Below are 25,290 nucleotides of genomic sequence, written 5' to 3' on the forward strand. Positions count from 1 at the left end.
ATAGATTAAGCGCACAAACCATTACCCGTTACTTTCTACCTCCAGTGGCTTTTTACCGCCAGCAGCGCTTTACCACCAGCAGTTTTTTAACAGCAGCAGTCTTTACCACCAAGCGCCGTAGAAGGCGATAAGCAAACACACTACGGCAAAGGCTGCAATATTAAACCCTTTGGTGGTAGCGAATTCGACCTCATCTAAATCTACTGCATTTTCATGTACACCTTTTTTCTCGGCAAGCGACACAATAATAGCCACAGACACACAAAGTAAGAACACGATACCCACGCGGTCAATAAACGGCAGTTCAGGCCAGAATTGACGGAACACAATACTAAGTACAAACGAACCGAGAGCGGCGCATAGTCCGCCGGTTGCTGTGGTCTTCTTCCAGAACATACCCAATACAAACAAGGCGCAAATACCTGGCGTAAAGAAGCCTGTAAATTCTTGGATATATTGAAAGGCTTGGTCGAAATTACCTAATAATGGTTTTGCGGTAATCATGGCAATAATAAGCGATACAAAGCTAACAATACGGCCTACTTTTACATAGTGATGTTGGCTTTCATTTGGGCGTTTGTCTTTGTATAAGTCCATAGTAAATATGGTCGATACACTGTTGGTCATCGAAGCTAACGACGACACTATTGCGGCTACTAACGCGGCAAAAATCACCCCTTTCAACCCTACTGGCATCATGCTCATTAGTGATGGGTAGGCTTGATCAGGCTTTGAAAGCTCCGGCACTAATAGCACTGCCGCAATGCCTGGTAACACCACAATTAATGGCATTAACAGTTTAAGGAATGCTGCAAACGCTATCCCTTTTTGGGCTTCTTGTAGGCTTTTCGCCGCCAATGTGCGCTGAATAATGTATTGGTTAAAGCCCCAGTACGACAGGTTCATTATCCACATACCACCAATGAGTACGGAAATGCCCGGCAAGTCCATATAATGCGGATTATCTTTCGATAAAATCATATCGAATTTTTCAGGTAGCTGGTTACTTAGGTCAATAAAACCTTGAATAGGGCCATTACCACCACTGATTAAATTAAGCGCGGTGTAAGATAAAAACAGGCCGCCAAATATCAACAGTACCACTTGAATAATGTCGGTAAGTGCCACGGCTTTTAGCCCGCCGTATAACGAATAAGCCAGCGAGAAAGCACCTAGGAATATCATGCCATAAACCATGTCCACACCAGCAATGGTGTTAATGGCTAAGGCGCCCAACCACAAGACCGCGGTTAAGTTTACAAATACGTAAACCCCTAACCAAAATACTGCCATGACTTTACGCACTCGATGGTCGTAACGCTGCTCTAAGAACTGCGGCATGGTATATATTTTGTGCTTTAAGAAAATGGGTAAAAAGTATTTTCCTACAATAATAAGTGTGATGGCTGCCATCCACTCATAAGAGGCAATAGCTAATCCCAGCTGGTAGCCAGAGCCTGACATACCAATGATCTGCTCTGCCGATATATTTGCCGCAATCAGCGAGGCCCCTATTGCCCACCATGGCAAGCTAGAGCCTGCTAAGAAGTAGTCGTTCGTATCTTTTTCGTGCCCCTGCTTTTCCCTTGATACCCACCATGCGATGCCGATAAGCGCCACCACGTAGATCACAAACACTGTGATGTCTAACGATGCTAATTTCATAGTTTTTCCCAACGATTATTTTAGTTTTGCGGTGCGAATTTTCTCGATGCAGGGTCGATGAAGGCTATTGGTATTATTATTATTAAAGTTAAAGTCCACACCATGACTTTCTTTATGACTTCGCCAAAAAGCGCATCATTAATATCACATTTCATTAACTTAGATGAACAAGAAATATAAATTTAAGGCAAAAAAACGTTGTCTTGAAATTCAAAACAACGCAAGGGGCACAAGTAATCGTTAACGGGAGTCTTGTGTATTACATGAAAAAATTAAGCAAAGGCACCTTGAGTGGCTGTGCATACATAAATATCGGCTTTGTAGCCAGTCTCATCGAAGTACTTGTCGGCTACCACTTGCTTAACCGCATCTACTGAGTCGGTTGGAACTAACGCCACAACGCAGCCACCAAAACCGCCACCGGTCATGCGAACGCCACCAGTTTTACCTAATACTTCACCAATAATTTCTACAAGGTAGTCAATGGGCGGTACGGTAATTTCAAAGTCGTCGCGCATAGAAACATGAGATTCTGCCATCGCCTCACTCACGGTGGTGATATCACCTACCTTCAATGCTTCGCTGGCACTTAATGTACGCGCATTTTCAGTAATAATATGACGGGCACGTCGATAAACCACTTCAGGCATATGAGGCTTAGCGGTTTCCAGCACTTCAATAGTCGCTTCACGTAACGAAGGAACGCTTAATAACGACGCGCCTTGCTCACACTGTTCACGACGCAAATTGTATTCGCTGTCTACCAAGCCACGTTTTACATTTGAGTTAATGATCACAATTTGATGTGATGATGGCAGTGGAGAATGTTCAATCGCCAGTGATTGGCAATCAAGCAACATTGCACTTCCTTCGTGACCCATTGCCGATACCAACTGATCCATAATGCCGCACGAACAACCCACAAAGGTGTTTTCAGCTTTCTGACCAAGTAAGGCCGCTTGAACACCGTCTAGCGGTAACTCATATAGTGCGCTAAGGGCTTTCAAAATAGCGATTTCAAAAGAAGCAGATGAGCTTAAACCCGCACCTTGTGGCACGTTGCCTGTAACAACAAGATTAGCACCAGCAAAATCAGGTAAGGCATCTTTAAGGACTTTAACCACGCCACGCACATAGTTCGCCCAGCCTTGGTTATCGTCATACTGAATATCAGCCAGTGAAAACTGGTTTTGCTGATTTTCATAATCAAGCGCAGACACTACTATGTCGTTGTCATCACGTTTTGATGCAGCAACCCACGTACCAAAGTTAATGGCGGCTGGAAACACAAATCCTTCGTTGTAGTCGGTATGCTCACCGATGAGGTTTACTCGACCTGGCGCGTGGGCAATAAGCGTAGGCTCTGCGTCGAAACAACGTGTAAATTCTGATGAAAGTAACTGGTTATCCATTGGTGTTCTCGCGTTTCTTATAATGCACTACAGGCAGTGCTTTTAATCGGTCTGCAGCTTGCTCGGGCGTAAGGTCGCGCTGAGCTTCAGCCATCATTTCGTAGCCAACCATAAATTTGCGTACACTCGCTGAGCGTAAAAGTGGTGGGAAGAAATGGGCGTGTACAGTCCATTCTGGATGCGTTTCGTTATCGAACGGCGCACTATGCCAGCCCATCGAATACGGGAATGACGTTTCAAATAAGTTGTCGTAACGGCTGGTGATATCACCAATAATTTGTGCCAACGAGTACGATTGAGCATCGGTTATTTTATCTAATGACTGTACGTTAAAGCGCGGAAGCAATAAGGTTTCAAAAGGCCAAGCAGCCCAGTATGGCACCACGACAACCCAATCATCATTTTGGCAAACTACGCGCTCCTGCTTTTCAACTTCTTGTTCGGCGTAATCAAGCAGCATAGGGCGCTGGTTTTCTGCGTAGTATTGACCAAGTTGAACTAGCTTTTTCGCCGGATCTGAAGGTAAGTGCTGCTGTGCCCATACTTGACCGTGAGGATGTGGGTTTGAACATCCCATTGCTGAGCCTTTGTTTTCAAACACTTGAACCCAAGTAAATTCTTTACCTAGCTCTTCGGTTTGTGCTTTCCAACAATTCACCACTTCAGTGCGTTCATCGTCGGTAAGTTCCGGCAACGTTTTGCTGTGATCTGGAGAGAAGCAGATAACACGGCTGCAACCTTGCTCGGTTTCAAACTGGAATAACCCACTCTTTTCGCTGGCTTGTTGGGTATCTTTTTTCAATGCAGCAAAGTCATTTTCAAAAACGAAAGTGCCAGTGTAATGAGGGTTTACTTCACCGTTAACCCGAGTATTGCCTGGGCATAAATAGCAAGTGGGATCGTATGATGGCTTTTGCTCGTTCGAAGGCTCTTCAGATTGTCCTTGCCAAGGGCGCTTAGCGCGATGTGGCGACACTAAAACCCATTCACCTAGCAATGGGTTATAACGGCGATGTGGATCGTCAGTTGGGTCGAAGGGCTTTCCCATAATTTCTCTCACTATTTATTTGGCTTTCGTTGCAATTTTGCCACACCGTCACCAAATAAATTTTGTGTGAGTGGGTGTAATCAAACCAAAAAGGTTAAACGTTTACCCTCAATAATATAGTAAGGGCTCACGATTATCAATTATCGAATAAAGATAATACATTGTTAAATAAATTAACAATTCAAATGTACTATCTTTTCGTTTAATTCAGCGTGAATTGATACCGTATTTCAGCGGTAAAGGGTTTATCGGGGTAAATGATGCAATCAGGAAACTCTGGTTTATTCGGTGCATCGGGGAAGTGCTGGGGCTCTAAACATAATGCGCCAAGCTGACTGTCAGTTTCTAAGCTACCCGTATAGAACTGAATACCCGGTAAGTCGGTGTATAAATCCATTTGCAGATTTGTATCTTCAGCAAACACCTGTGCCTGAGGCTTTCCAGCTGCCCCTTTATTTAATACGAAGTTATGATCGTATCCACCCACCAAATTATACAAATCATGTGATTTTGTGCTGTTTTCGTTCACCCGAGTGAGTGCGCTAAAGTCGAAGGGCGTGCCGGCTACTTCTATAAGTTTGCCTGTTGGCAATAAGGTACTGTCTGCATCAGTAACCCGCTCTGCGTCAATTTGCACCAAGGTGTTTTCAACAGTCGCATCTTTACTTAATGTAAAATACGCGTGTTGGGTAAGGCTGAAAGGGGTCGCTTTGTCTGTGGTAGCATTCAGTGAAAGCGATAATGTATTAGCATCATCTAGGGTATAAACAGCCTCAACGGTTACGTTGCCAGGAAAACCTCCTTCGCCGTCAGGGCTAGATAAGCTTAAAGATAACGAAACACTGTCTGCATGCGTTTGTGCCTTAGCTTCCCACATCTTTTTATGAAAACCTGGAATGCCGCCGTGCAAGTTATGTTCACCCCCATTTTTATCGAGGTGATACTCAGTACCTTCCAGGGTGAACTTCCCATGCCCAATGCGGTTAGCGAAACGCCCTACTATTGCATTTCTATAACTGGGATCGTCCACATAGCCATCGATAGTTGAATATGACTGCACGCAAGCATGAAGCTTACCTTGGTTATCTGGCACATTTAATTCGTGAATTATGCCGCCATAATTCAAAATTTTTGCCTGCATACCTTGTGAATTACTTAACGTGTAGAGGGTGACTTTATCACCATCAACGACACCAAAATCAGACGCTTCAACTTTCATAACAATGCATTAACCTTTTTTGCAAGAAATGAAGATTACCATTTTTTAATTAATAGGCTGGCACGACCTCAACAGCAAGGAGGGTATACGTTTTCTTATTCTGTTTATAGTGCTATTTGTTAGAACATTTTTATGTTTTTTTGTAAATATACTGTACGCTGTACGCCATAACAGAGGATAGTTGCAGCCAATATGGCTAAATTGAGTAGCAAAAATGCTTACTGGCCTACCTAAACTGCGAGTCTTCACTTCTATAACCTAATAATAATTGCTAATTTTTCTGTATGGCTACGATTAAAGACATTGCTCAGGCTGCAGGTGTATCTCTTGCAACCGTTTCACGCGTTATAAATAACGGCCCTAAAGTTGGCAAAGATACCCGTCAGCGGGTAAAACTCATCATGGAAGAAATGGGTTATAGACCCAATGCTAACGCCAGAGCTTTGGTGACTAAGCGCAGTGCCTCGCTAGGCGTAGTGTTAGCAGAACTTCACGACCCTTTCTTCGCAATGCTTGCCCATGGCGTTGAAACCGTTACTCGTAAGAATAACGTTCAAATTCTATTAAGTGCGGGCTCGATAGAAAAAGAAACCGAATTGCGTGCTATCGAAATTCTACTGGAACACCGCGTAGAAGCCATGGTGGTTCACAGTAAAGCATTGGATGACAAAACCCTTATCGACTTTGCTAAGCAAGTACCGGGCTTTGTATTAATTAACCGCTACATTCCAGAAATTGCTAATCGTTGCGTTTGGTTAGATAACGTCACCGGCGGGCGCTTGATGGCTGAACATGCTATCAATCAAGGTCATAAAAAGTTGGCGGTAATCAGCAGCCAATACCGTATTGATGATCCTAATCACCGTTTAGAAGGCATAGTTAACGCTACCGAAGCAGCCAAGCTTACCTTACCTGAAAGCATGATTGAGTATGCGACGCCAGATCAAGAAGGCGGCGAATTGGCCATGCAGAACTTACTCGCTACTGGCGCTGAATTTACTGCGGTGCTTGCCTATAACGATGCTATGGCGTCTGGCGCAATGACCATGTTACAAGACCATGGTATCGCTGTACCCGAGCAAGTATCAGTGATGGGCTATGATGATGTGCTGTTAGCCAAATATTGTCGCCCTAAATTGACCACTTTGCGTTACCCAATAGAAATGATGGCAGCAAAAGCGGCAGAACTTGCGCTGAAATACGCTGCTGGGGCAAAACCTGAAGAAGGCCTTACCTTTAAATATACGCCTACTATCGTTAAACGTGACTCGGTGGTAAGGGTCTAGCACGCTATTTGCCTACCCTAGAGCGCGGCTTGGTACTTACCTTCATCAATAGGTAAAAATTATGAAGGTAAGTCGCTATCTGTTAGAAAATTTCATGGATGATAGATCTTGACAACTTACTGAGCTTGATCTGTTAACGAAAACTTTTATCCCCAATCCCCTGCTACTAGCGATCCTGATACCACTAAAGATCTACTTATCGACCGATCTAAAATAAACTTGCTACAGCCCTTGATTTAATTGAGCTAACGTGATCTGACCAGTTGGTCTAGGCAGATCACGATCTTATTTTAAATTTATAAGCTTAGAGAGTTACCAACAACTTGATCCACACTTTATCCACAGGCTTAAAAGTGTGATAAACCTTGATTCTACGGGCTTATATGGCTGATAAACCGCTGATACTCTTCTATCGCGAAGTCGTGCTTTAGCGTGGCATTATGGGTCGCACCAGGCACTACACTAATGTACTTTGCGTGACTGGCCGACGTTGCTAACAATTGCTTACTAATTTCGAATGGGGTAATAACATCTTTCTCACCAACTAAGAGCCAAAGCGGGCCCTCGTAGTGCCTTAAAATGGGGGCGATTTGCATTAGGTGTACTTCAGGGTGAAGTTTCATGCTGGTCAGTGAATTCGAAAAACCAGGCACCATGTTGGCAATGAGATCGGATATGTCGTTAAACGCCCCATCGAGCACTAGCCCGCCAATAGGTTTATTCGCCGCCACATAGCTTGCGAAATAACTGCCCACGCCTCTGCCATGCACAATAGTGGGTAACGACTTATCGAATATACCTTCGGCGTAATCAAAAACAGTCAATGCATCGGCTTTAATCGCATTAATGCTGAGCTTTTCAGATTTATCACTGGCACCAACTCCTTGGTAATCCATCCAAAGAATATTCGCCGGAATCTTACCTAAGCGATGCAGCACGCTATTGTTTTCGCTCACCGGCATACGGTTATCGGCGTAAAAAACAATATTCACAACAGGCTCGGCATAAGACACAGCAACGCCTCTTAACGTTAGACCTTGCTCATTATCAATTTCTACGCGAGTAATCCCTGCCGACGTTTTATCTTGCTCAATGGCGGCATGTAACTTCGTGGTTGTCAGGGGCTTTGTTTGGTTGTCTTGATGAAAAAAAGCGCTTGGCGTCACATTAATTGCGCAGGCGGCTAAGCCTAATGACATAACCGCCACAGTAAATATTTTCGAAAATGTCATATCACAATCCTTGTTGACTACGTGTTTGCTTACACCAATGAATTTACTATCTTACCGTCTTTTACCATAACACATGTCATTCCTGCATCTAACGCGGCGCGTTGACCCATTTCAGTATCTTCAAATACTACGCAATCTTCTGGCGCAACATTCATTGCTTCTGCGGCCATGAGGAAGGTTTCTGGGTGAGGTTTGCCATTTTTGACATCATCAGCCGTGACCAATACTTTCAATTGCTCGATAATATTATGATGGCTCAATAACCACTCGGCATGGGGTCTATCAGAGCCTGTGCCCACCGCAATAGGGTGGCTTTGTATGTAGTGATTAAATACGGCAAGGGTATCTGGAATTAACCTAGGGATATCGGGTAAATTTTCAGAAGTCCGCTTTTTAAAGCCAGCGACTTCTTCGGTATCATTTTGTTTGTTGTATTTGGCATTCAACATCTCAACAGTCTCAAGCGTTGGTACGCCCCCTAAACTGTGAATGTAATCTGCATCAAATGGGTAGCCGAACACTTCACACGTTACTTGCCATGCGTTGATATGTCTGCCCATTGAATCAACTAGGGTGCCATCCATATCAAAAATAATGCCTTTAAAAGACGATAAATCTATCACGGTCGCACTCCTTACGTTCGTTATTCTTAGCAATTAAAGCCAATATGCTTACTACTAAGCGCTATCAATTACCGCCCTAGCTTGGGTAGCATCGAAGTCTCGGTTCACTTTTAAATATACCGTGCCATTTTGACTGTTTAAAGTCACCTCTAAAACACCTGGAACCAAAGAAATATTTTTCTTTAACGCGTCTTCCTGATGCGAACTAAAACTACCGTTCATCATGACACGCTTAACGCGGCTTACTTCTTTTAGCCCATAAATAATATAAAGCCAAAGTAACGTGCTGACCGCACCAACTATATAGGCGATATCAGGGGACCAAATATCGGTCACAACACCAGACAACATGCCACCTAAAAAAGCGCCAAAGAACTGGAAGCTAGCATAAATGCCCATGGCAGTGCCTTTTTGACCTGCCGGCGCAATACTGGAAACAAGAGAGGGAAAATTGGCTTCTAGATAATTAAACCCAGTGAAAAACAGCACTACAGCGGCTGTGGTTATCCACCAGCTATGGTCTTTCATGGCAAGCGCGGCAAATGCACTGCCCATAAGTACCACGGCGAAAAGTAGATAGGATTTTGGTGTGCGGCCTCTGGCCATACCCATCATAATAACTAACCCCACCACCGAAATACCTAATACCGGTAAGTACACGGTCCAATGGGTATCAAGGGCCATGTCGAAATGCAGTAAGGTTAAAGGTAATTGTACAAAAAGCAGGGTAATTAGCATGTGCAAAATAAGCACACTAACGTTTAAGCGCCAAAGCTGTGAAGAGAACACCAAGCGTTTAAGTTGACCCTTTTGCGGTAGCGTATCGCCGCTACTCAGAATCTCGCCATTAGGCACAACCCATTGCACCAACGGCATACAAACAATGGCTAACACACCGGTTATAGCGAAAATACCCGCCAAGCCCCAATTATTCGCTATGAGAGGCCCTAACAGCACTGCCATATAAAAGGAAAAGCCAATTGCAATACCGATAACCGCCAGCACTTTTGCCCGTTGGCTTTCACGGCTAACGTCGGTGGCTAATGCCATGATGGCCCCGGCGATGGCACCTGCTCCTTGTAATATTCGCCCTACAATAAGCCACGCCATAGTGTCGGCATTGGCCGCCACGAAACTACCGAACGCAAATACAGCCAGTCCGAACAAAATAACGGGTTTTCGACCCCATTTGTCAGACATCATACCCATTGGAATTTGCAAAGCAGCCTGTGTTAAACCGTATCCACCCACCGCTAGCCCCACCATTAAAGGTGAGTAGTCTGAATAATCCATAGCAGCGACGGCTAACACCGGCATCACCATAAATAATCCCAGCATGCGTAATACATAAACAGATGCTAGCGCTAGCGAGGCGCGCAATTCCAAAGCGTTCAAAGCTGTACCGTTCCTCTAAATCAGTCTGACAGATAGTGTGGGCGCGAAGTGTAGCATATATTAGTAAGCTGCCTACGTTCGAAATATTCGATTAATGTAATCTTAAGTTGATCTCATTGATAGCCAATCAGTATAACTTGATCATGCAATGCAATATCAATTTGCTTGACGACTATGGCATACTGATTCTTTTTTTCGCACTTAGGCTTCAATGGATAAAATCGAGATACGCGGTGCTCGCACCCACAATTTGAAAAATATCGATTTAACACTGCCACGAGACAAGCTGGTAGTGATAACTGGGCTGTCAGGCTCAGGTAAATCGTCTTTAGCTTTCGATACCCTATACGCAGAAGGTCAACGTCGTTACGTTGAGTCGTTGTCTGCGTATGCCCGTCAGTTTTTATCTATGATGGAAAAACCTGATGTTGATCATATAGAGGGTTTGTCACCGGCTATATCCATTGAGCAAAAGTCAACGTCACATAACCCTCGTTCAACCGTGGGTACTATTACCGAAATTTACGATTACCTTCGTTTGATGTTTGCCCGTGTTGGCACACCACGATGCCCAGATCACGATGTGCCGCTTGATGCGCAAACCGTGAGCCAGATGGTAGATAAGGTGTTGGCAATGCCAGAAGGCAGCAAGTTGATGCTGCTAGCGCCTATCGTGAAAGAACGTAAAGGTGAGCATTTAAAAACCCTGCAGAATTTGTCTGCTCAAGGTTTTATTCGTGCGCGAATTGACGGCGATGTATGTGACCTGTCCGATCCACCGCCATTAGATTTACATAAAAAGCATACTATCGAGGTGGTAGTAGACCGCTTTAAAGTGCGCGACGATTTAGCGCTGCGCTTATCAGAATCTTTTGAAACCGCATTAGCGTTAGCTGGCGGCAACGCGCTTGTAGCCGATATGGACAACAGCGAAGCTGAAGAAATTGTATTTTCAGCTAACTTCGCTTGCCCGCACTGCGGTTACAGTATTAGTGAATTAGAGCCTAGATTGTTCTCGTTCAACAACCCTGCTGGGGCGTGCCCAACCTGTGATGGTTTAGGTACACGACAGTTCTTCGACCCAACACGTGTGGTGGGCAACGACGAGTTAAGCCTTGCAGGCGGCGCAGTGCGTGGTTGGGACAAACGCAGTTATTATTATTTTCAGATGCTGCAATCGGTTGCCGACCATTACGAATTCGATTTAACTGGCCCCTTCGGCGAGTTAGACGATAAGCACAAAGATATTGTGCTGTATGGTTCTAAAGGTAAGTCGTTAGCGTTTAAGTATATTAACGAACGCGGCGATGTAATGGAGCGTAAGCATCCGTTTGAAGGCATTATTCCTAATATGGAGCGCCGCTATCGGGAAACCGAGTCTAACGCGGTACGTGAAGAGCTGGCTAAATACTTAAGCCAACAGCACTGTAGTAGCTGTAATGGCACACGCTTGCGCGTAGAAGCCCGTAATGTCTTTATTGAAGACACTACACTGCCTACCATTGCGGATAAATCTATTGCCGATGCCTACGAGTTTTTCGAAAACTTATCGTTAACAGGCCAAAAAGCCCAAATAGCAGAGAAAATTCTAAAAGAGATTCTCGATCGTTTACGCTTCTTGGTTAACGTTGGCTTGAACTACTTATCCCTTTCACGCAGTGCCGATACCCTTTCGGGCGGTGAAGCGCAGCGTATTCGCTTGGCGAGCCAAATTGGTGCTGGATTAGTAGGTGTAATGTACGTTCTTGATGAGCCTTCTATTGGGCTCCACCAACGAGACAACGAACGCTTATTGAAGACCCTTAGACACTTGCGTGATTTGGGTAACACGGTATTGGTGGTAGAGCACGACGAAGACGCCATTCGTGAAGCCGATTATATTGTGGACATTGGCCCTGGAGCCGGTGTACATGGCGGTGAAATTATTGCCGAAGGTCAGCTTGAAGATATATTAGCAAGTGAAGACTCACTTACTGGTAAATACCTATCCGGCCGTGAAAAAATTGTTATTCCTGAAGTTCGCACACCTATTAAAGATGATAAATGGTTGGAATTAAAAGGGGCCACAGGCAACAACTTGAAGTCAGTAGACTTGCGAGTGCCTATGGGCGTGATGACCTGCGTAACCGGTGTATCTGGCTCAGGTAAATCTACCCTTATTAATGATACCTTTTATAAAATCGCCCACTGTGAATTAAACAAGGCCACCACTTCTGAGCCTGCGCCTTATGTCTCGATGACGGGGTTAGATCAGCTTGATAAGGTGGTCGATATTGACCAGAGCCCTATTGGTAGAACACCGCGTTCAAACCCTGCAACTTACGCCGGAATTTTCACGCCTATTCGTGAAATTTTCGCCGGTACCCAGGAAGCGCGTTCTCGCGGTTATAAACCAGGTCGCTTTAGCTTTAACGTGAAAGGCGGACGCTGTGAAGCGTGTCAGGGCGACGGTGTAATTAAAGTAGAAATGCACTTCTTACCCGATGTATACGTTCCGTGTGACGTATGCCAAGGCAAGCGCTACAACCGCGAAACCTTGGAAGTGAAATACAAAGACAAAAACATTCACGAAGTGCTAGAAATGACGGTAGAAGATGCTCGAGATTTCTTCGACCCCATTCCGGCCATTGCCCGTAAACTGCAAACGTTAAAAGAAGTAGGCTTAGCCTATATTCGTTTAGGACAAGCAGCCACTACCTTATCGGGCGGTGAAGCACAGCGGGTTAAGTTAGCCAAAGAACTGTCGAAACGTGATACCGGCCAAACCCTGTATATTTTGGATGAACCCACCACAGGGCTGCATTTCCACGATATTAAACAGTTACTAGCCGTACTGCACCGACTCCGTGATCATGGCAACACAGTGGTGGTTATTGAACACAACCTTGATGTGGTCAAAACTGCCGACTGGATCATCGACTTAGGCCCTGAAGGTGGCTCAGGCGGTGGTCAAATTATTGCTGAAGGTACGCCAGAAGTGGTGGCTGAATCTAAGGTTTCTCATACCGGCCGATTCTTAAAGCCAATGCTTGAAGCACAAGCCTAAGCTATTAAGCTTCAAAGGCTAGGCTTTTAGGGTTTAGTATCAAGAACAAAAAACGCGCCTTTCGGCGCGTTTTTCTATTTAGTTCTGCTAAATACTTAAGTGCTAGTATAGCCGTGCTTTAGAACTTAGAGGCCTGGATAGCCAAGCCTTCACACACAGAGTTAAACGCATCGTTCTCTAACCGAGGCAACCCGGTTAGTAGCTCTTCGTACAATGCATCGATAATAATAGGTGATAAGCTCATACCACCGGTAACCATCACAACCTCAGGTGCCGCAGCGCTTTTCTCCAAACATTCCACCACTAACGCTTTTACCTTACTTAGCCAAGGTTTTAATGCACTCTTTAAGTCTTCAGTACAAATATTTACATCAAAATCATCTTCAATGTAATGCAGTGGTAAGGTGATCTTGTCTTTGCTAGAAAGCAGTTCTTTTGCCATTCTCACCGAGTTAACCACCCGCGCCGACAACTTGTTTTCTTGCACTAGCAACAAACGCTCTAATTGTTCTGGGTTCTTGGTTACTGACATAGTTTGAGAAATCTCTAACCCATAATCATCAGAGAAGAACCGAGTAAGTGCGGGGATATTATCAACCGCACACATATCTGAATAATAAGTAGGGGGAATGGGCAGGCCATTAATCATTTTTAGCCCCATTCCCATTTCAGGTGCAACCACTTTCAGTAACAGACTCTTATCACAATCCATGCCGCCTAAGCGTCTTCCTGTAACCGATAGCACGTCCTGCTTTCTATCCAGTTGGTTATTGCGTTCTGGCGAAAGATTAATACAACAGATGTCTGTAGTACCACCGCCAATATCCACAATAAGCGCCGTGGTATCGCGGGGTAATGTCTGCTCAATTTTATATGCGGCCGCAATTGGCTCGTCCAGAAAATTAATTTTACTAAAGCCAGCGTTAGACGCTGCTTCGGTCATTATCTGAATGGCTTGGGTATTGCCTACTTCACCACGGGTGCCATGAAACTTAACCGGGCGCCCTATTACTACCGAAGCAACCGGTTTTTCTAATTGGGTTTCTGCACACTGTTTAAAATACGCTAACTGTTTGGCAATAATGCCAATGAACGCCTTTTTCTGATCGCCATCTAATGATGCACCTAAGAAGTTTTTAGGCGAGTAAATTAGGCGGCCTTTATCAGGCATTTTTAAAAAGCGTTTAAACCCTTCTTCACCGAAGGCAAACTTGCCATGCTCCACTAAGCGTAATAATGGAATTTCTTCCAGCGACATAGCGTGCATAAGCTGCTGGATAGCCTTACGTTGCAATGCAGGTCGGTTATGGTATTCACCACGAAGCGATTCAATGCGGTTGCTATAGCGCGACTGCTCTTTAGGATCTTTAGCGTCGTAATAGCCCTGCTTGGCTTTGTCTATTTGCTCGTTGATTAAACGCTGCAACTGCGACACTTTAGCTTCCACCATGGCATCAGGCGGAGGCGGCAGTTCATCCTCAAAGTATATAAATACAGACGAGCGAATTTTATTACCCTGTTCAAGTGACGGGTCGAGCTTTATATGTCTATGGGTAGCGCCATCAAAGTACACCACCTCAGAGTTTGAGGTACCATAATCAATCCCAATTGCAGTCATAATTATTGTTTAATCAGAAATTTGGCGCAGATTGTAATTTAAAACTACGCTGGGATCACTTTTCATCTTAATTTCGTTTCCAATGGCCCGTCAGATTAAGCCTGATTACTGAAAAACCCAATGTAGCGTGATAAAGTGAATACACATCACGATAAAAATAAGAGGCGATATGTCAGCAGTAACTCCATCTGAAACCATTCCTATGGAAATGTCATTCGAAGTACGGTTTTGTGAGACCGATGCCCTGCAACACGTGAGCAACACCGCGTTAGTCAGTTGGTTTGAAGCTGCTCGGGATCCTATCTTCAGAATGTTCACGCCGACGATGGATTTACAGAACTGGCCGCTTATTTTAGCAAGCTACAAAGTCGATTTTCTTGCGCAAATTTTTTACGGCAAAACCGTTACTGTAAAAACGTTTATCAGTCGTTTAGGGAACAGTGCGTTTGATGTGTACCAAGAACTTTGGCAAGACGGTAACCTGTGCTCAACGGGTGTAACCACTATGGTACATTTCGATTATAAGCAGCAGCGCTCAGCCCCCATTCCTGACGATATAAAAACTACGTTACAAGCACATTTTAAGGCGCTACCTAATGGCTGATTTAATTGAAGTTATTGATGACGTTTTGTCACCTGAATTGTGTACTCAAGTTATCGCGCGTTTCGAGAAAAGCCCAAACCTAACTCAAGGTAAAACTGGCGGCGGTGTCGATTTAGATAAGAAGCGTAGTATTGATGTGTCTATCTCTCAACAGCCCGAGTTTGCCGACCTTTTTAAACAGGTGATGCAGTTAACGGGCGAACAGTTAGTTAAGTACATCGAGAAGTATTACTACGCTTTGGTAGGTCCTATTGGCCTAACCGTTCGCCACCCCAAAACGGGAGAACCGGTTAAGCTTACCGGCGAAAACTTTGAGGAAGTGGGTAAACCTAATTTACATAACTTGGTTAACTACCTATTTCGTATTGGCGACATTAACGCACAGCGCTACACAGCCGGTAATGGCGGTTACCCTTACTGGCATTCGGAAGTGTATCCGCAAGCGCCTCACAATGAAGCTTTGCATCGAGTATTACTGTTTATGTTTTACTTAAATGATGTGGAAGATGGTGGGGAAACCGAGTTTTATTATCAAGATAAAGCCGTAAAGCCTAAAGCAGGAAGAATGGTCATTGCCCCTGCTTATTTTACCCATACTCACCGTGGGCAAATACCTAGAAGCAACGACAAGTACATTCTTACTTCGTGGCTACTGTTCAATCGTGCAGAACAAATCTATACACCACAAGGCTAGGCCGCGTTTTTTCTTATGAGGAGCTCCCTACTCAAAAGGAGCTTACTTGCCTAAAAAGCACTTACCTCGATACCCTTAAGTCGATAACCTACCGATGCGATATCACCTTTCCAGCCTTCAGTGGTAAGCTCGCCAGTAACCCATATCGCGTCGTAAATATTATCTAGAGGAATGCCTTCTTCAAACGTCACGTACACAATTTGGTTCGACGCAGGCGGCGGCACATGAATACAAGCGCCAAAGTAAGGCACTAGCAAAAATTCGGTCGTGAGCTCAGGCGTGCCTTCAAGGGGCACCACAAAGCCAGGAATTTTTACCCGCTTACCATCGAATTTATCGACCACTGGCGCATCAGGCTGCAACTGTGACATTTCACCATTGTGCTGAACGGCGGGAGGCGCAAGCTCATTAAACCCTTCTGGTACCAAATCTTCCCAATACACTTCAATAGGTTCTTCGTCGCTATACGCAGAGAACGACGGAAGCAATATCACCAAGGCTAAAACCAATGCCTTTCCCATGACTTTCAACATAACACTCACTTAAATAAAAAAGGGTAGCTCTTAAAATAAAAAGGGCCGGTACTTACCAGCACCGACCCCTTTTTAGCATGTCTTGTAAGCAGCGTGAATTATTCTGCTTCGAAACGCTTAACGCTTGCGACAATTTCTTCTTTCGCTGCAGCTGAACCAGCCCAGCCGTCTATCTTAACCCACTTGCCAGGTTCAAGATCTTTGTAATGAGAGAAGAAGTGCTCGATTTGCTGTAGTAGCAACTCAGGTGCGTCTTCAGTTTCTTGTACTTTACGGTAAATAGTAGAAAGCTTGTCGATTGGCACTGCCAATACTTTAGCGTCTTTACCAGACTCATCAGTCATGTTCAAAACACCAATTGGGCGACAACGAATTACCGAACCCGCAAGCAATGGGAAAGGTGTCATTACCAATACGTCAACTGGGTCACCGTCTTCAGACAAGGTGTTAGGCACGTAACCGTAGTTAGTTGGGTAGTGCATGCAAGTTGCCATGAAACGGTCAACAAACATAGCGCCTGAGTCTTTGTCTACTTCGTATTTTACCGGGTCAGCGTGTGCTGGAATTTCGATAACTACATTCACTTCTTCAGGCAAGTTCTTGCCCGCAGGAATATCATTCAAGCTCATTCTAAGGTCCTTTCAATGATGTTTTAAAAAATTTGGCGCTAAGTATACGGTGACGGCGGCAAAATAAAAACGGTTTAGCGCTAATCACGCGCAAAACCGCCTTTATTTAGCGATTTTTCTATTCACTTTTACCGTAATAGCTTAAACAGGTTTCAACTTCTTCTTTAGAACCAATAATACATGGCACGCGTTGATGTATTTCTTCAGGCATTACTTCAAGAATACGCCCTGTACCGGTTTCTGCTTTACCACCGGCTTGTTCCATCAAAAATGCCATCGGGTTTGCTTCATAAAGCAAACGCAATTTACCTGGCTTAGATGGGTCACGTTTATCGTATGGATACATGAAAATACCGCCGCGGCATAACAAGCGATGAATATCGCCCACCATCGCAGCTACCCAACGCATGTTGAAATTTTTCTCACGAGGGCCATCTTTACCCGCTATCAAGTCGGCAATGTATTCTTGCATAGCCGGTTCCCAATGACGCTGGTTCGATGCATTAATAGAGTACTCAGTGGTTTGCTCTGGCACTTGAATATTAGGGTGAGTAAGTAGGAAACCACCGTGGGTTTTATCTAGGGTATAAATATGCGTGCCACGCCCAGTAGTAAGGGCTAGCATAGTAGATGGTCCGTAAAGCACGTAACCTGCTGCAACTATCTGTGTACCCGGCTGAAGAAACGCTGATGGATCATCGGGCTCCATCCACTGAGGCGCGTGGGTAATTGAGAAGATAGTACCAATTAAACTATTAATTTCTGTATTCGATGAGCCGTCTAATGGGTCAAAGCTAACCAAATAGTTACCATCTGGGTTGCACGGTACTACATCGTCTTCTTCTTCCGATGAAATGGCTTTTACATAGCCCGACTCGCGAAGCGTATCTTTAATGATGTGATTAGAGATAACATCTAACTTCTTTTGCGTTTCACCTTGTACGTTTTCTGACAAAGTAGAACCCAATACGCCAGCAAGCGCACCTTGACTCACCCGGAACGAAATTTCTTTGCAGCTCGCCAACAAGGTTCTTATAAGCAATATGAGCTCTAGCGGGGCACCATCTTCTTGCAACTGGGAATTTAAACGTTTCATCTTAGTTAAGCCTTTTTTTAGTGTGTAGGGTATGACAATACAAGGCGCGCAGCTTTCCTTACCGGCTTTCTCTTGCACTACCAACAAGCACTGCTTTATATGCTTGTTAAATTGATTGTAACCGTGAATGCACCGAAGTGGAATAAGGCAGGCGCTGCCAATCTACACAACATACCAGTGAAAGCAGGCATTATGAGTGAAAATGCATTATTTAACCGGCAACGGTTCTGATAAAGTAGCCAGTATTCAATGCAGTAAAAATGAGAATTCGCTATGCATGTACATATTTTAGGTATTTGCGGTAGCTTTATGGGTGGCATCGCAGCCATTGCGAAAGCCTTAGGCCATAAGGTCACAGGCTCAGATACCAATGTGTATCCGCCCATGAGTACCCAACTTGAAGCCCTTGGCATCGAGCTTACCGAAGGCTTCGATACTAACCAGTTCGAGCCAATTCCTGACATCGTGATTATTGGTAACGCCATGTCTCGAGGAAATTCAGCGGTTGAGTATGTGTTAAATAGAAACTTGCCGTATACCAGTGGCCCGCAGTGGTTACTTGATAACTTATTAAAAGATAGATGGGTAATTGGCGTATCGGGCACCCACGGCAAAACCACCACCAGCAGTATGGTGGCGTGGATTTTAGAGTACAGTGAATTAAACCCCGGCTACCTTATTGGTGGTGTGCCTGAAAACTTTGGTGTGTCTGCCCGCATTGGAGAAAGCCCGTTTTTTGTCATTGAAGCCGATGAGTACGACAGTGCCTTTTTCGACAAGCGTTCTAAGTTTGTGCATTACCGTCCTAAAACGCTGGTGATTAATAACTTAGAGTTTGACCATGCTGACATCTTCGCCAATTTAGCGGCCATTCAAACCCAGTTTCACCACCTTGTGCGTATGGTGCCAGAAAATGGCCTTATTCTTACGCCCAATCACACACCTGCTATTGAGGAAACCCTAAAAAAGGGTTGCTGGACACAACGCCAATCTTTAGGCAAAGAATGGTCGGCAGAACTCATCAATAAAGATGGCAGCCAGTTTAACGTGTTATTTAACAACGACGTTGTAGGTGAGGTGCAGTGGGAACTGCTTGGCCAGCATAATGTGGATAACGCACTCATGGCTATTGCTGCGGCTCATCATGCCGGTGTTACCCTCAACGATGCCATAACCGCGCTATCAAGTTTTAAAAATGTTAAGCGCCGCATGGAAATAAAGGGCGCAGTGACACTCGCGGCTGAAGGTAAACCCGTGACGGTTTATGATGACTTCGCTCATCACCCCACCGCCATTGCCACCACTATCGACGGACTTCGCAAGAAAGTAGGCAACGCCCGCATTCTTGCTGTGCTAGAGCCCCGTTCAAATACCATGAAAATGGGGGTGCACAAAAATACTCTCGCCCAATCTTGGCAGGCCGCCGATGCGGTTTATGTCTATGAACCCCAAGGGCTAGACTGGTCGTTGAAGGAAGCTGCGGCTACTAGCCCTGCCCCCACTGCCGTTTTCAACAAAGTAGAAACGATCGTGCAGGCGCTAAAAAACGAAGTGCGTCCTGGCGACCATATTCTTATTATGAGTAATGGTGGCTTTGAAGGCATCCACAGCCGTGTTTTACGCGTACTTACCCCGTCAATCGAGGTAGAAAAATGAAACATGATAAGCAAATTACGCTAGCTATTACAGGTGCCTCTGGTACCCCATACGCACTTTCACTATTAACGTCGTTAGTCAAAGCTGACTACCAAGTGTATGTACTTATTTCTTCTGCCGCCAAGGTGGTGATGGCGACAGAAGAAAACATAAAAATACCGGCTAGGCCTGCAGACGCCAGTGCCTTCTTTATTGAGCACTGCGGCGGTAAACCAGGCCAAGTGCAAGTCTTTGGGAAAGAAGAGTGGTTTTCACCTGTCGCTTCAGGCTCTGCCGCACCGGCTAAAATGGTGGTCTGTCCCTGCTCTACTGGCACTCTTTCGTCTATTGCTATTGGTGCCAGTGACAACTTAATTGAGCGGGCTGCCGATGTAGTATTAAAAGAAAGAGGTCAGCTAATTCTGGTGCCAAGGGAAATGCCACTTTCCTCTATCCATTTGGAAAACATGCTTAAACTGTCACAAATGGGTGCGACAATAATGCCAGCAGCGCCTGGTTTTTATCATAATCCAAAGACCATAGAAGATTTGGTCGATTTTGTTGTAGCGCGTATTCTGGATCACCTTGGGGTTGAGCAATCGTTAGTGGCGCGGTGGGGCTATGATACCGCTAAACACAACCCAAAAACCTAGCTGCCGACTTAAAGTTAATTACTACTTAAAACTAGCTATCCTATAAAAACAGAACAGAGGAATATGAATGACAGCGTTGAGAGACAGGACGTTCGCCGTCGCGCTTAGCTCACTTATTACATTGCTGATGGTATCTCCAGCTTTTGGCTGGGGTCAAACCGGCCATCGGGTTACCGGTGCTATTGCGCAGCAGTATTTAAGCCCATTGTCTCAAGCGGCAGTTGCAGAACTACTACCACACGGTTCGTTAGCAGAAGCGTCAACTTATGCGGATGAAATGCGCTCAGACCCAAGCGAGTTCTGGCAAAAGATGTCTACCCATTGGCACTACGTAACAGTTCCTCAAGGAAAAGACTATGCTGAAGTTGGTGCGCCTAGACAAGGCGACGCCGTTACCGCACTAGAGGCCTATACAAAGACGCTTAAAAGCGACACAGCCACTATTGAAGAAAAGCGCTTAGCGCTGCGTTTCGTTGTGCACATCATTGGCGATTTGCACCAACCGCTACATGCGGGTGATGGTAGCGATCGCGGTGGTAACGATGTAAAAGTAAATTTCTTTTGGCAAAACTCTAACTTACATCGGGTGTGGGACTCTCAAATGCTAGAGCAACGTAAGCTGTCTTACACGGAGTGGACATCGTGGCTCACAGAACACATCACACCGAGTGATATTCGTAGTTGGGCAACTACAGATCCTTTGGTGTGGATTGAAGAAAGCACCAATATCCGCGACACCATTTACCCTGAAGATGCCAACAATATGAGTTACGACTACTTGTATCAGCACCTTCCTACCGCGAAGCAGCGCTTACAAATGGCAGGGATTCGTCTTGCCATGTACTTGAACGAAACGTTTGACAAGTAGGCGCTAAAATTAATTTTAGGCACAAAAAAGCGGAGGCATATGTCTCCGCTTTTGTTACTTAAGCCAGATGTTTTCGTTAAAGACCTAGCCTAGTAGAAAGCCCCTAGTCAATATCAAGGGGTTCTGGCGAAAGAATAACGCCTGTGCTGTCAGCATAAAGGTGATCTTCTGGCAGGAAGGTAACGCCACCAAAATTAACCGGTACATCAACATCGCCAATGCTTTCGCTTTCCGCGTTAACGGGAATAGCCGCTACCGCTAACACGCCAATATCTAATTCGGCTAAGTTATCTACTTCACGTACACTGCCGTAACACACGATGCCTTCCCAGTCGTTGTCTATTGCCACTTGAGCAAGCGCTGCATCGAACAAGGCACGACGCGTAGAACCACCACCATCAATCAGCAGAACTTTGCCTGCACCAGGTTGAGCCAATACACGGTCGATAAGACCACGGTCTTCGAAACACTTAATCGTGGTGATTTCGCCACCAAAAGAATAACGGCCGCCAAAGCTTGCGAAGATAGGGTCAACTACGTCGACGCTGTCTGCAAATAAATCGCACAATTCAGAAGTGTTGTAATCCATTGCTCTACCTTACTTTAATTGAGAGTAGTAGGTTATTTACCTTGTTCTAGCATAGCATTAATTTGCTCGTTAAAAACGCCTGTTTTATGAAGTTTCAGGGAAACAACATTAACCTTTGCGCTAAATACACAGTCACTTTTATTAGTGAGGACATTTTCTCCTACTTAGCACGTAACTTGCTTACATTTTTTATGAAAGATTGCCTAACTTCGCACTGCACTATATAGAAGTTAATACGTGCAGTGCGGGTGACCAACACACCACTTTATCTGTCATAAAGGTTTCTTTTTTCTGTCACTGGTTGGTCACAGAATGCTTTTAAATTGTTCAATAATCAATCTAAAGGGGGCAAGGCTAATGCTTCTTAAATCCTTGACCAAATACGATACAAATTTGTTCTATCGCTTATACAGTCTTACCGTAAAACGAGATTGTCGCAGTATCATCTGGTTGTCAAAAACCGGAGATGGATACCTTTACTTGGTTATTGGTGCCTTACTATGGGCTTTTGAACCCGAGCATGGCGAACTTTTCCTCTATACAGCGCTGATGGCATACGCGCTGGAGTTACCTATCTATGTGCTGCTTAAGAAAATGTTCAAGCGCCCGCGCCCTTGTGATTTTTTATTGAATTTAACAGCACACGTTACGCCATCGGATAAATTCTCACTGCCTTCAGGGCATACAGCTGCAGCCTGCCTAATGGCAATTATTGTCGCGCATTACTATCCAGCATTTGCGGTACTGGCATACAGTTGGGCAGCTTTGATTGGCCTGTCTCGCGTCTTGCTTGGCGTACACTACCCATCAGATGTAGTTGCAGGTATGTTACTGGGTATCACTATCGCATCATTGAGTCTTTCCATTCTGGGGTAACATGAAATTATTGTATGGCGTGCAAGGCACCGGAAACGGACACATTGCTCGCGCACGAATTATGGCGGCAGCGTTAGCTAAGCGTTCAGATGTTGAAGTAGATTTTGTTTTCACAGGACGTGAACCCGATAAATACTTTGATATGGATGTATTTGGCGACTATCGCACTTTCACTGGCTTAAGCTTTATTACGAAAAGTGGCCGTGTAGACCGGTGGCAAACCGTTAAAGAAGCCAACATCAGTCAATTTCTTAAAGACGTAAAACGTTTTGATGCCAGTGGATACGATCTTCTCGTTAACGACTTCGAGCCTGTTACAGCATGGGCAGCTAAACGACAGCATATTCCGTCAATTTCCATTAGCCACCAAGCCGCATTTTCTTATGATGTGCCAAAATCTGGCGACACCATCATTGATAGGCTACTAATGAAAAAATTCGCCCCTACCGACCTTCAGTTAGGCGTACATTGGTTTCACTTTAATCAACCGATTATTCCACCTTTTGTGGCAGAAAAACCTGTATCAGTTCCAGGTAAGGGCCATGTATTAGTTTACTTACCATTTGAAGATGTAAGCGACGTTCAGCAAATGCTAGAGCCTTTGAGCGACCAACAATTTCAGTGTTTCCACCCAGATATTAGCGAAATTAAGGACGCTGGCCACATTCAATGGAACCCGACGTCGAAACAACATTTTCAGCGTGCACTACAACATTGTAACGGCGTTATTGCGAACGGTGGTTTTGAACTTTCAAGCGAAGCCTTACAACTCGGTAAGAAGCTACTTATTAAACCCCTTCATGGGCAATTTGAGCAGCTGTCGAATGTATTAACACTTAATAAGCTCGACCTTTGCCACACCCTATTTCAACTGGATACGGACATTGTTGAAGAGTGGCTAGAAGCAGTAGACATAGAGGCCATTCAGTTCCCAGACAACCCTGATGTATTAATTGATTGGCTGAAAAAAGGTGACTTGCAAGATACGCAGAGCCTATGTAATTCACTGTGGAAAGAGGTTCGCTACGGCGATAAAACACAAGAACGCTTATTGTCTCTTGCATTTTAATCACGCAATGCGATGATAACGGCATTTATTGTCGTATTCGCGGGATTTTTCGTGCTTAAGAAGTGGGTTTTAGTTACATTCGCAGCCATTCTACTCAGTGGTTGTGGCTATAAAGGGGCGCTGTATATTCCACAAGCGCCAGAACAAACGACGCCTACTGAAAAGCCAGACGAAGCAGCGTCTTCACCAAACACGCAAAGCCAACCCGCCTCCACACCAGGAGAGTCTCACTAGTGGATTTTTTCGCTTATAAAAACGGCCAGCTTTTCGCTGAAGATGTTGCCGTTGCAGATATTGCTGCACAGTACCAAACCCCTGTTTATGTCTATTCACGGGCAACGTTAGAACGTCATTGGCATGCCTTTAATGATGCAATTGGTGAGCACCCTCACCTTATTTGTTATGCAGTAAAAGCCAATTCAAACCTAGGTGTACTCAGTACATTAGCCAAAATTGGCTCTGGTTTTGACATTGTTTCTGGCGGTGAGCTTGCACGTGTTATTGAAGCCGGTGGCGATGCCAGCAAAGTGGTTTTTTCAGGTGTAGGTAAAAAAGCAGACGAAATTCGTTACGCGTTAGAACAAGGCATTATGTGCTTTAACGTAGAATCTGAGCCTGAATTGCATCGTATTAACGCGGTAGCAGAATCCCTTGGCAAAAAAGCGCCTATTTCGCTTCGCATTAACCCAGATGTTGATGCAAAAACGCACCCCTACATTTCAACTGGATTGAAAGCAAACAAGTTTGGTATTGCCCGTGAACGCGCGTTGCAAACCTATGAACTTGCCGCATCACTTCCTTATCTGAATGTAGTCGGTATGGACTGCCACATTGGTTCACAATTAACTGAAATTGGCCCCTTTGTTGATGCACTAGAGCGGTTATTGCTGCTTATTGATGAATTAGCCGAGCGCGGTATTACCATTGATCACCTAGATGTTGGTGGTGGTTTAGGCGTAACTTATAACGATGAAGAACCACCTCATCCGAAAGCTTACGCTGCTGCGATGGCAGAAAAAATGGTAGGTCGTGAGAACCTTAAGCTTATTTTAGAGCCCGGTCGCGCGATTGCCGCAAACGCGGGTATTTTGGTTACGGAAGTCGAGTTTATTAAAGAAGGTGAAGAGAAGAGCTTCGCTATTGTTGATGCCGCTATGAATGACCTGCTTCGACCTGCACTTTACTCTGCATGGCAAAATATTATCCCAGTTAAACAAGAAAGTACGGCCACAGCACGCAATTATGACGTGGTAGGCCCGGTATGTGAAACCGGTGATTTCATCGGTAAAGACCGTCAACTTGCTATTGAACCAACCGACCTGTTAGCCGTTAGAAGCGCCGGTGCGTATGGTTTTGCCATGGCATCGAACTACAATAGTCGCTGCCGTCCAGCAGAGATTATGGTAGATGGTGATGCCACAATTGTGGTGCGTGAAAGAGAAATTCTAAAAGATCTCTGGAAAGGTGAGCACAAACTTACGTAAACTAGGGCTAAACTCA

General features: G+C 44.9%; 23 protein-coding genes. 11 read left to right on the forward strand and 12 right to left on the reverse strand.

The window, feature by feature from the left end; genetic code table 11:
• Positions 1-102: 102 nt before the first annotated feature.
• The 4 genes from R1T43_RS19510 to R1T43_RS19525 all read right to left on the reverse strand — a co-directional run bounded on the left by R1T43_RS19510 (position 103) and on the right by R1T43_RS19525 (position 5,344).
• Positions 103-1,665, reverse strand: a complete 1,563-nt coding sequence (locus R1T43_RS19510; protein ID WP_126872640.1) for a sodium/sugar symporter — start codon at positions 1,663-1,665, stop codon at positions 103-105.
• 272 nt (positions 1,666-1,937) lie between these two features.
• A complete protein-coding gene (galK, locus tag R1T43_RS19515; protein ID WP_317351221.1) occupies positions 1,938-3,077 on the reverse strand; it encodes a galactokinase in 1,140 nt (379 codons plus the stop codon).
• Positions 3,070-4,125 (reverse strand): UDP-glucose--hexose-1-phosphate uridylyltransferase, encoded by a 1,056-nt coding sequence (locus R1T43_RS19520; protein WP_317351222.1) that lies wholly within the window; start codon positions 4,123-4,125, stop codon positions 3,070-3,072. The genes galK and R1T43_RS19520 overlap by 8 nt, the downstream gene beginning before the upstream one ends.
• A 202-nt stretch (positions 4,126-4,327) precedes the next feature.
• Positions 4,328-5,344 carry an aldose epimerase family protein gene (locus R1T43_RS19525; protein ID WP_317351223.1) on the reverse strand — a complete coding sequence of 339 codons (1,017 nt, stop codon included), beginning with the start codon at positions 5,342-5,344 and terminating at the stop codon, positions 4,328-4,330.
• 284 nt (positions 5,345-5,628) lie between these two features.
• On the opposite strand from R1T43_RS19525, the gene R1T43_RS19530 reads away from it, so the two are divergent.
• The gene (locus R1T43_RS19530; RefSeq protein WP_282145840.1) at positions 5,629-6,630 is read left to right on the forward strand and encodes a LacI family DNA-binding transcriptional regulator; all 1,002 of its coding nucleotides are present in this window, start codon (positions 5,629-5,631) and stop codon (positions 6,628-6,630) included.
• A gap of 371 nt (positions 6,631-7,001) precedes the next feature.
• Here R1T43_RS19530 and R1T43_RS19535 read toward each other — a convergent pair whose 3' ends face one another.
• The 3 genes from R1T43_RS19535 to R1T43_RS19545 are packed head-to-tail and all read right to left on the reverse strand — an operon-like array spanning position 7,002 to position 9,880.
• Positions 7,002-7,862, reverse strand: a complete 861-nt coding sequence (locus tag R1T43_RS19535) for an alpha/beta hydrolase (protein ID WP_211069118.1) — start codon at positions 7,860-7,862, stop codon at positions 7,002-7,004.
• A 29-nt stretch (positions 7,863-7,891) separates the two neighbouring features.
• Complete coding sequence (locus R1T43_RS19540; RefSeq protein ID WP_211069119.1) at positions 7,892-8,485, reverse strand: HAD family hydrolase; 594 nt, start codon at positions 8,483-8,485, stop codon at positions 7,892-7,894.
• Between the two features lie 54 nt (positions 8,486-8,539).
• Positions 8,540-9,880: an MFS transporter gene (locus R1T43_RS19545; protein ID WP_317351227.1), complete on the reverse strand. Its 1,341-nt coding sequence runs from the start codon at positions 9,878-9,880 to the stop codon at positions 8,540-8,542.
• A 211-nt stretch (positions 9,881-10,091) separates the two neighbouring features.
• Here R1T43_RS19545 and uvrA point away from each other — a divergent pair, with 211 nt between their 5' ends.
• A complete protein-coding gene (gene uvrA, locus R1T43_RS19550; protein ID WP_317351228.1) occupies positions 10,092-12,926 on the forward strand; it encodes an excinuclease ABC subunit UvrA in 2,835 nt (944 codons plus the stop codon).
• Positions 12,927-13,044: 118 nt separating this feature from the next.
• Here uvrA and R1T43_RS19555 read toward each other — a convergent pair whose 3' ends face one another.
• Positions 13,045-14,544 (reverse strand): Hsp70 family protein, encoded by a 1,500-nt coding sequence (locus R1T43_RS19555; protein WP_317351230.1) that lies wholly within the window; start codon positions 14,542-14,544, stop codon positions 13,045-13,047.
• Between the two features lie 169 nt (positions 14,545-14,713).
• Here R1T43_RS19555 and R1T43_RS19560 point away from each other — a divergent pair, with 169 nt between their 5' ends.
• Both R1T43_RS19560 and R1T43_RS19565 read left to right on the forward strand, forming a co-directional pair.
• Positions 14,714-15,148: a thioesterase family protein gene (locus R1T43_RS19560; RefSeq protein ID WP_317351232.1), complete on the forward strand. Its 435-nt coding sequence runs from the start codon at positions 14,714-14,716 to the stop codon at positions 15,146-15,148.
• Positions 15,141-15,842, forward strand: a complete 702-nt coding sequence (locus tag R1T43_RS19565) for a 2OG-Fe(II) oxygenase (protein ID WP_317351234.1) — start codon at positions 15,141-15,143, stop codon at positions 15,840-15,842. Before R1T43_RS19560 ends, R1T43_RS19565 begins: the two co-directional genes overlap by 8 nt.
• A 50-nt stretch (positions 15,843-15,892) precedes the next feature.
• Here R1T43_RS19565 and R1T43_RS19570 read toward each other — a convergent pair whose 3' ends face one another.
• The 3 genes from R1T43_RS19570 to R1T43_RS19580 all read right to left on the reverse strand — a co-directional run bounded on the left by R1T43_RS19570 (position 15,893) and on the right by R1T43_RS19580 (position 18,100).
• Positions 15,893-16,375 (reverse strand): DUF3299 domain-containing protein, encoded by a 483-nt coding sequence (locus R1T43_RS19570; RefSeq protein ID WP_211069125.1) that lies wholly within the window; start codon positions 16,373-16,375, stop codon positions 15,893-15,895.
• Positions 16,376-16,473: 98 nt separating this feature from the next.
• Entirely contained in the window at positions 16,474-17,004 is a 531-nt protein-coding gene (gene ppa / locus R1T43_RS19575) for an inorganic diphosphatase (protein ID WP_013785907.1), read from the reverse strand.
• Between the two features lie 118 nt (positions 17,005-17,122).
• Positions 17,123-18,100 (reverse strand): class 1 fructose-bisphosphatase, encoded by a 978-nt coding sequence (locus R1T43_RS19580; RefSeq protein WP_317351238.1) that lies wholly within the window; start codon positions 18,098-18,100, stop codon positions 17,123-17,125.
• Positions 18,101-18,373: 273 nt separating this feature from the next.
• Between R1T43_RS19580 and mpl the strand changes: the two genes are divergently transcribed.
• From mpl to R1T43_RS19595, 3 genes are all read left to right on the forward strand, one after another.
• A complete protein-coding gene (gene mpl / locus R1T43_RS19585) occupies positions 18,374-19,756 on the forward strand; it encodes a UDP-N-acetylmuramate:L-alanyl-gamma-D-glutamyl-meso-diaminopimelate ligase (protein WP_317351240.1) in 1,383 nt (460 codons plus the stop codon).
• On the forward strand, positions 19,753-20,388 hold the full coding sequence (locus tag R1T43_RS19590; RefSeq protein ID WP_317351243.1) for a flavin prenyltransferase UbiX: 636 nt from the start codon (positions 19,753-19,755) through the stop codon (positions 20,386-20,388). The genes mpl and R1T43_RS19590 overlap by 4 nt, the downstream gene beginning before the upstream one ends.
• 67 nt (positions 20,389-20,455) lie before the next feature.
• Positions 20,456-21,256 carry a S1/P1 nuclease gene (locus tag R1T43_RS19595; protein ID WP_317351246.1) on the forward strand — a complete coding sequence of 267 codons (801 nt, stop codon included), beginning with the start codon at positions 20,456-20,458 and terminating at the stop codon, positions 21,254-21,256.
• A 103-nt stretch (positions 21,257-21,359) separates the two neighbouring features.
• Here the strand turns inward: R1T43_RS19595 and rraA are convergent, their stop codons facing one another.
• Positions 21,360-21,845: a ribonuclease E activity regulator RraA gene (gene rraA, locus R1T43_RS19600; protein WP_057794700.1), complete on the reverse strand. Its 486-nt coding sequence runs from the start codon at positions 21,843-21,845 to the stop codon at positions 21,360-21,362.
• 357 nt (positions 21,846-22,202) lie between these two features.
• On the opposite strand from rraA, the gene R1T43_RS19605 reads away from it, so the two are divergent.
• Genes R1T43_RS19605 through lysA form a run of 4 tightly spaced genes read left to right on the forward strand, consistent with a single transcriptional unit; the run spans position 22,203 to position 25,274 of the window.
• The gene (locus R1T43_RS19605; protein ID WP_317351249.1) at positions 22,203-22,721 is read left to right on the forward strand and encodes a phosphatase PAP2 family protein; all 519 of its coding nucleotides are present in this window, start codon (positions 22,203-22,205) and stop codon (positions 22,719-22,721) included.
• Between the two features lies 1 nt (position 22,722).
• Positions 22,723-23,790, forward strand: coding sequence for an MJ1255/VC2487 family glycosyltransferase (locus tag R1T43_RS19610; protein ID WP_317351250.1), 1,068 nt, complete (start codon positions 22,723-22,725; stop codon positions 23,788-23,790).
• 51 nt (positions 23,791-23,841) lie between these two features.
• A complete protein-coding gene (gene lptM / locus R1T43_RS19615; protein WP_317351252.1) occupies positions 23,842-24,024 on the forward strand; it encodes an LPS translocon maturation chaperone LptM in 183 nt (60 codons plus the stop codon).
• Positions 24,024-25,274, forward strand: a complete 1,251-nt coding sequence (gene lysA, locus R1T43_RS19620; RefSeq protein ID WP_317351254.1) for a diaminopimelate decarboxylase — start codon at positions 24,024-24,026, stop codon at positions 25,272-25,274. The genes lptM and lysA overlap by 1 nt, the downstream gene beginning before the upstream one ends.
• The last annotated feature ends 16 nt before the right edge of the window (positions 25,275-25,290 follow it).

Origin of the sequence: Alteromonas sp. CI.11.F.A3 (assembly GCF_032925565.1) — a bacterium.
Classification (GTDB): Bacteria; Pseudomonadota; Gammaproteobacteria; order Enterobacterales; family Alteromonadaceae; genus Alteromonas.